General features: G+C 56.3%; 3 protein-coding genes, 3 tRNA genes and 3 rRNA genes. 6 read left to right on the top strand and 3 right to left on the bottom strand.

All coding sequences use genetic code 11. From position 1 onward, the window contains the following. The 6 genes from AC5SSZ_RS16165 to AC5SSZ_RS16140 form a co-directional block, all read left to right on the top strand. Positions 1–515 (top strand): 16S ribosomal RNA (locus AC5SSZ_RS16165); the annotation flags it as partial. Between the two features lie 144 nt (positions 516–659). After that, positions 660–735, top strand: a tRNA-Ala gene (locus AC5SSZ_RS16160). A gap of 25 nt (positions 736–760) precedes the next feature. Further along, positions 761–837, top strand: a tRNA-Ile gene (locus AC5SSZ_RS16155). Between the two features lie 410 nt (positions 838–1,247). Continuing rightward, a 23S ribosomal RNA gene (locus AC5SSZ_RS16150) occupies positions 1,248–4,074 on the top strand. Between the two features lie 148 nt (positions 4,075–4,222). Further along, positions 4,223–4,337 (top strand): 5S ribosomal RNA (gene rrf, locus AC5SSZ_RS16145). A gap of 50 nt (positions 4,338–4,387) precedes the next feature. Beyond that, positions 4,388–4,464 (top strand) — tRNA-Met (locus AC5SSZ_RS16140). A gap of 602 nt (positions 4,465–5,066) precedes the next feature. Here AC5SSZ_RS16140 and AC5SSZ_RS16135 read toward each other — a convergent pair. From AC5SSZ_RS16135 to AC5SSZ_RS16125, 3 genes are read right to left on the bottom strand one after another with little or no spacing between them, the layout of a single operon-like run. After that, complete coding sequence (locus tag AC5SSZ_RS16135) at positions 5,067–6,251, bottom strand: ABC transporter substrate-binding protein (protein WP_495438832.1); 1,185 nt, start codon at positions 6,249–6,251, stop codon at positions 5,067–5,069. A gap of 15 nt (positions 6,252–6,266) precedes the next feature. Then, positions 6,267–7,232, bottom strand: coding sequence for a CobW family GTP-binding protein (locus AC5SSZ_RS16130; RefSeq protein ID WP_495438830.1), 966 nt, complete (start codon positions 7,230–7,232; stop codon positions 6,267–6,269). Then, entirely contained in the window at positions 7,229–7,558 is a 330-nt protein-coding gene (locus tag AC5SSZ_RS16125; protein ID WP_274833907.1) for a hypothetical protein, read from the bottom strand. The genes AC5SSZ_RS16130 and AC5SSZ_RS16125 overlap by 4 nt, the downstream gene beginning before the upstream one ends. Between the last annotated feature and the right edge of the window lie 12 nt (positions 7,559–7,570).

The following is a 7,570-nucleotide window of genomic DNA, read 5'->3' as shown; positions in this document are numbered from 1 at the left end:
ACCGCCAGAGAGATCTGGTTTTCACTTCGGTGACCGAGTGACAGGTGCTGCATGGCTGTCGTCAGCTCGTGTCGTGAGATGTTCGGTTAAGTCCGGCAACGAGCGCAACCCACATCCTTAGTTGCCAGCAGTTCGGCTGGGCACTCTAGGGAAACTGCCCGTGATAAGCGGGAGGAAGGTGTGGATGACGTCAAGTCCTCATGGCCCTTACGGGTTGGGCTACACACGTGCTACAATGGCATCAACAATGGGTTAATCCCCAAAAGATGTCTCAGTTCGGATTGGGGTCTGCAACTCGACCCCATGAAGTCGGAATCGCTAGTAATCGCGTAACAGCATGACGCGGTGAATACGTTCCCGGGCCTTGTACACACCGCCCGTCACACCATGGGAGTTGGGTTTACCCGAAGGCCGTGCGCTAACTTTTGAGGCAGCGGACCACGGTGAGCTCAGCGACTGGGGTGAAGTCGTAACAAGGTAGCCGTAGGGGAACCTGCGGCTGGATCACCTCCTTTCTAAGGATGATGCTAGTCAGATTAGCTTGCTAATCTCGTGCATCACTTAGCAGAAGATCGGCAAACAAAGCCGGTCAACATCAGGACCGAGCCGTCCTCATATCTCTTCAGACAGTCGAGCCTCAGACCCCTGAGGTTCAGCAAGGGGCCTTAGCTCAGCTGGGAGAGCGCCTGATTTGCATTCAGGAGGTCAGGAGTTCGATCCTCCTAGGCTCCACCACTTTGCAATCGGCCCCATTTAGAATGGGTCGGTAGCTCAGGTGGTTAGAGCGCACGCCTGATAAGCGTGAGGTCGGAGGTTCAAGTCCTCCTCGACCCACCATTCCCCGATTAGATCGATAAGCACCGCAAGTGGTTCTTATCCGTCCAATCGGACGCAGTTTTGACATCGTATAGAGAGAAAAATCAACAACACCGTTGATCGCCCCGAGTGTGGGGATGATCTCGGATTGGTGCCGATCCCTTCGGGGTGAGGCAAGCCGGAAGATACGTCATGTTTCCTCAGACGCCTTCTGGTATGCCGGTTCGAAACGACGGAGTTGTCCAAGTCAAGTACACTAACCCGCATGATCTACCCGATCATGCATTGTTCTTTCGTCCGCCTGCGACCGACATCACAGGCATAAGGATGGAAGAGCGGGAAAGTATGCTTTTTGGTTCAGAGACAGATGATCCGGTTGTGAACCAGCTTCCGGATCCGACAGTTGTCAAAGACTGTCTCTTTCTGGACCAGATCAAGCGCGAGAAGGGCGTTTGGTGAATGCCTTGGCAGTAAGAGGCGATGAAGGACGTGATACTCTGCGATAAGTCATGGGGAGCCGAGAATAGGCTTTGATCCATGAATTTCCGAATGGGGGAACCCACCTGACAGTTCGATATTGTTACCACGGTAGCCAATATCTTGCTGAACCAGGTACTTAAAACCTGAATACATAGGGTTTTAAGAGCAAACCCGGGGAACTGAAACATCTAAGTACCCGGAGGAAAGGACATCAATTGATACTCCCTTAGTAGCGGCGAGCGAACGGGGACCAGCCGAGCCAGATAAGTGACTGGAATGCGTTGGGAAGCGCAGCCATAGCGGGTGATAGCCCCGTACAGGAAGCTTTGATGGACGTATTAAGTAGGGCGGAACACGTGAAATTCTGTCTGAAGATCGGAGGACCACCTTCGAAGGCTAAGTACTCCTTACTGACCGATAGTGAACCAGTACCGTGAGGGAAAGGTGAAAAGCACCCCGACGAGGGGAGTGAAACAGTACCTGAAACCGAACGCCTACAATCAGTTGGAGGCCCCTTGAGGGCTGACAGCGTACCTTTTGTATAATGGGTCATCGACTTGGTCTCACGAGCAAGCTTAAGCCGCTAGGCGAAGGCGCAGCGAAAGCGAGTCTTAATAGGGCGAATGAGTTCGTGGGATCAGACCCGAAACCGAGTGATCTAGGCATGGCCAGGTTGAAGGTGCGGTAACACGCACTGGAGGACCGAACCCACATCTGTTGAAAAAGATCGGGATGAGCTGTGCCTAGGGGTGAAAGGCCAATCAAACTCGGAGATAGCTGGTTCTCTGCGAAATCTATTTAGGTAGAGCGTCATCCGAATACCCCGGGGGGTAGAGCACTGGATGGGTAATGGGGCCCCACAGGCTTACTGATCCTAACCAAACTCCGAATACCCGGGAGTACTAGATGGCAGACACACTGCGGATGCTAACGTCCGTAGTGGAGAGGGAAACAACCCTGACCTCCGGCTAAGGCCCCCAATTCATGGCTAAGTGGGAAAGCAGGTGGGACGACCAAAACAACCAGGAGGTTGGCTTAGAAGCAGCCATCCTTTAAAGATAGCGTAACAGCTCACTGGTCTAAATAAGTTGTCCTGCGGCGAAGATGTAACGGGGCTCAAGCCATGAGCCGAAGCCGAGGATGCACATAGTGCATGGTAGCAGAGCGTAGTGTGACATAGTCTCATGTCTCCTTACTTCCTTCGGGAAGATTGGAGACAAGAGGCTTTCGATGAAGCCGGGGCGTGAGCCATCCGGTGGAGAGATCACTAGCGAGAATGATGACATGAGTAGCGACAAAGAGTGTGAGAGACACTCTCGCCGAAAGTCCAAGGGTTCCTGCTTAAAGCTAATCTGAGCAGGGTAAGCCGGCCCCTAAGCCGAGGCCGAAAGGCGTAGGCGATGGGAACCAGGTTAATATTCCTGGGCCAGGAGGATGTGACGGATTGCGACTGTAGTTCAGCCTTATCGGATTGGTTGGGCTGCTGAGCAGTCCCTGGAAATAGCCCTCCATCAGACCGTACCCTAAACCGACACAGGTGGACTGGTAGAGAATACCAAGGCGCTTGAGAGAACGATGTTGAAGGAACTCGGCAAAATACCTCCGTAAGTTCGCGAGAAGGAGGCCCGGGTTCAAGGCAACTTGGATCCGGGGGCACAAACCAGGGGGTGGCGACTGTTTATTAAAAACACAGGGCTCTGCGAAGTCGTAAGACGACGTATAGGGTCTGACGCCTGCCCGGTGCCTGAAGGTTAAAAGGAGGAGTGAGAGCTCCGAATTGAAGCCCAGGTAAACGGCGGCCGTAACTATAACGGTCCTAAGGTAGCGAAATTCCTTGTCGGGTAAGTTCCGACCTGCACGAATGGCGTAACGACTTCCCCGCTGTCTCCAACATCGACTCAGCGAAATTGAATTGCCTGTCAAGATGCAGGCTTCCCGCGGTTAGACGGAAAGACCCCGTGCACCTTTACTACAGCTTCGCACTGGCATCAGGATTGTGATGTGCAGGATAGGTGGTAGGCATCGAAACCAGAACGCTAGTTCCGGTGGAGCCTCCCTTGAGATACCACCCTTCGCACTCTTGATGTCTAACCGCGGTCCGTTATCCGGATCCGGGACCCTGCGTGGCGGGTAGTTTGACTGGGGCGGTCGCCTCCTAAAGCGTAACGGAGGCGCGCGAAGGTTGGCTCAGAGCGGTCGGAAATCGCTCGTTGAGTGCAATGGCAGAAGCCAGCCTGACTGCGAGACTGACAAGTCGAGCAGAGACGAAAGTCGGCCATAGTGATCCGGTGGTCCCGAGTGGAAGGGCCATCGCTCAACGGATAAAAGGTACGCCGGGGATAACAGGCTGATACTGCCCAAGAGTCCATATCGACGGCAGTGTTTGGCACCTCGATGTCGGCTCATCTCATCCTGGGGCTGGAGCAGGTCCCAAGGGTACGGCTGTTCGCCGTTTAAAGAGGTACGTGAGCTGGGTTTAGAACGTCGTGAGACAGTTCGGTCCCTATCTGCCGTGGGTGTAGGATACTTGAGAGGAGTTGCCCCTAGTACGAGAGGACCGGGGTGAACGATCCACTGGTGGACCTGTTATCGTGCCAACGGTAGTGCAGGGTAGCTATGATCGGAAAGGATAACCGCTGAAGGCATCTAAGCGGGAAGCCCCCCTCAAAACAAGGTATCCCTGAGGGCCGTGGAAGACCACCACGTCAATAGGCCGGAGATGTAAGTGCAGCAATGCATTCAGTTGACCGGTACTAATCGCCCGATAGGCTTGATCTGTTCCAGTAACAGACAGTCTCATAAACACCAAAAAGCAAAACGAAACCTGGACAAAACGTTGATCTGAAACCTTCCGCTTTTGGAAAGCGCCCCGTGACACAACGGAGCTCGCAATACCAAAAGCCGGAAGCTTTTGGTATTTACTCGGTTTGGTGGTCATAGCACGAGCAAAACACCCGGTCCCATCCCGAACCCGGAAGTTAAGTGCCGTCGCGCCAATGGTACTTGGGCTTAAGCCCTGGGAGAGTAGGTCACCGCCAAACCTAGTAAATACCAAAATAAATTCTCTCTAACGATCATAACCAACAATCTCCGCGGGATGGAGCAGCCCGGTAGCTCGTCAGGCTCATAACCTGAAGGTCGCAGGTTCAAATCCTGCTCCCGCAACCAAAAATAACGCAAAACGCCGCGCCCGAAAGGGCAGCGGCGTTTTTGTGTTCTACCAACGAGTCACAGCCAGACCGAACAATGGCGCGCTGGCAGTCTTCAATCGCGCTTGGACTTTTGGGGAAATTGAACTGAAACAATGGGCCCGCAAAGCCGCGAGCCATCAACGGAGAAGGGGGAAGGTCGTACGCACTCTGTTCTGCCAAGCTGTTTGCGGACTTCAGAGATTGATTGGTCAACAAAGACAAAGCAGTGAACGGCGGCGAAATATTTGGCATGTCGCTAGGTACTAGGAAAAAATCCACAGGTTTAAAAAACGCCCTGGGTTGTTTGAGACCTTCTTAACGGGCACTGGTATTTTTATCCCCTTCAGAAAACATGGAGACGACCGTATGACTTGTCCCAGCCTACCGCGGATCTACTCCGCCAGGGTGATCGACGAGGGCGAAACTGGCGATGGAAATGGGGGCCGGATCAATTCAAAAACTAGGTTTCGACATGTTCAGAAGGATCAGACGGATTTTCAGAGTCTGGTGTATCGTATGGCCCCAAAGTCTTCACAAGACTGCTGCCTCTGGCAATCCGCTTCGACACAGGGGGATCCACTATATCAGCGCGTCAGCGGTAATCAGATCCCATAGCCGGACCAGGAAGTTGTGCTCTTCCATTACGGAATTCCAGATCACGATCTGACTTTGCCGCGTTTCATAACTACCGCCCTCGCGGCGTTCTCCGGGGTGATAGACGACATTCCCAAACGCGTCACGGATTTCGCAAGCGGCAGGTTTGCCACCATACCAGAAATCCCACTCAACCGATGACAGATGCGCGCGCGTCGCGCTGGGGGCAGCCATATAGGCACCATTGCGCGCCATAATCGCGCCTGCGGGGCCGGACAGCCACCAGTTCAGATAAGCGTAGGCAAGGTCCTCGGTGCGCTGATCGAGATGCCGGGACAAGGCCATGCCGCCGCACCAGCCGCGATAGCCTTCGCGCGGTGCGCACATCCGGATGGGGATACCCTTGGCCTTTTGCGCGAGGTAATTCGACCACCACATTGTCGAAAGTTTTGCGGTCCCATCTGCGCCAGGCGTCCTATCGGTCCAGAACCCGGCGAAATGACCCGACAGTTGATATTGTTTGACGAGGCGGATGAAACTTCCGATTTCGCCGAGGGTCAGGTTTCCGGGATTATCACATTGAAACTCGCCCCGTGCGCGCAAGGCCAGCAGCAGATCGGGCACGCCAATGGCTGCATCCGCCTGAATGGCGACTCTGCCGTGCCATTGCCCGGACAAAAGATCGCCCCAGCTCCTGGGCTCGGGGGCGGTGCTGTCTCCGACGATAGCAAAACTGTCGGCGTTATACACCGTTGGCAGCATGGAAATCTGGCCTGAGGCTGCCGGCCCCAATTCGCCGCTTTCCTGCACGAATAACCGGTCTCGCGGCGTGCCGCGCGGCGCCGTCCTGTCGAGGTCGCTCTGGAGCACCGGCCAGGACCAGATCTCGTCCCAGCAGTCGATCCGATCGACCTCGATCGGCCGTAGCGAACGCGCAGGCCAGACCAGATCAAGGTCATGAAACCACTGGTCGTAGATGTCGAAACTGTCTGGCGCAAGTACACCACGACGTTGTGCTTCGATCCCGTCCAAGGCGGTGAACTCAAGCCGGATACCCAGATCAGCCTCTGCCGAGGCGAGGACGGTGTCGATCAGCGTCACTCCGGTTCCCAACACGCGCAGCACGGGTGGGTTGGTATGCAACGGCGGCGATGTCAGTGGTTCCGGCATTTTGCTTTATGTCTGTCAGGATGTTTTCACGTTCAAAAAGGCTTCAAACGAGGCACGCAACAACGTCATGTCCACGTTACGGCCGATAAATACGAGGTGCGAGCTTTGATCGGAAGGCATCGCACTGTCAAGGTGACGCGGGTGGTGCAACGTGTGGCCGACCCCATCAATCAGGACGATCCCCTCGGGCGTTTTGAGCAGGCATTTCACCCGCAGCAGATTGGTGCCGTGGCGGTGGATAAGCGCAGAGAGCCAGACGACAAACCCGGTCCAGTCGAGCGGATCGCCGAAGCTGAGGCTCAGGGTCTGCGCGCCGGTGCCGTCGCTATGGGAGGGGGCGCGCGTCTGCGCCCGGACGGGGGCGCTGGTGCCATCGCTGGCGATATCCGCAAAGGTCGGACACTGCCTGGCATCGAGGAGCTGTGCTGTTGGGTTGATCAGCCCTAGCCGCAACTGAAGGTCCAGAAGCCGATCCTCGGGCACGAGGTCGGTCTTCGACAGCAGGATCGTGCTGGCCGCTGCCACCTGCGCCACCCACTCGGGCTGCTTCGCGTGCAGCGCGGCGCCATTCAGCGCATCGGCCACGGTCACCACGTCCTGCAGGATGACCTGATTGTGCAGCACCGGATCGAAGGTCAGCGTCGACAGGATTTGCGACGGGTCCGCCAGGCCGGTGGTTTCGATGACAATCCGGTCGAATTCCGGCACCTCGCCGTTTTGCGCTTGGCTCATCAGGTTCAGGATCGCGTCTTTCAGCTCGCCACGGATCTGGCAGCAGATGCAGCCGGAGTCGAGCAGCACGGTATCGGGCGCAATGGTGCCCACCAGCAGATGGTCGATGCCGACCGCCCCGAACTCGTTCACCAGAACGGCGACGCGGCCTGCGGTGTCATCTTGCAGCGCGCGCGACAGCCAGGTGGTTTTACCAGCGCCCAGAAAGCCGGTCAGCAGGGTGATGGGAACCGCTGTGCGACGCGTCATGACTGCGCTCCTGCCTCGGGGAGGGTGGCGGGAAAGTTCGCCGGGTCCAGCGGGTCGAAACCGCCGCCGAACTCCGCTTCAAGCGCGGCCCAGACCTCGGTGACATTGCTGACAATGGCCTGCCGCCCGGTCAGATTGCGCAGGATATAGCTCTGCCCCTGCCAATCCGAGAGCTGGATACGCCTGCGGGCGAGCATGCGATTGACCACTGCGATCCGCGCCGTCCGGTCCCGCCGCCGCAGCACCGGATCTGCCGAGGCCCTGGTTTCAAACCCGGCGGCGCTCCAGTGGTCATCCGTGCCAAAAATTCCGCATAATCCGCACATGCCGATATCCTC

Source organism: Phaeobacter sp. CC-HEC084, assembly GCF_059429255.1.
The sequence above is the reverse complement of the archived record's forward strand: the minus strand, read 5'-3'. Positions and strand labels throughout refer to the sequence as shown.

Coding starts and splice junctions, on each gene's coding strand:
- AC5SSZ_RS16125 (WP_274833907.1), bottom strand. CDS start 7,558: ATGTGCGGATTATGCGGAATTTTTGGCACGGATGACCACTGGAGCGCC.
- AC5SSZ_RS16130 (WP_495438830.1), bottom strand. CDS start 7,232: ATGACGCGTCGCACAGCGGTTCCCATCACCCTGCTGACCGGCTTTCTG.
- AC5SSZ_RS16135 (WP_495438832.1), bottom strand. CDS start 6,251: ATGCCGGAACCACTGACATCGCCGCCGTTGCATACCAACCCACCCGTG.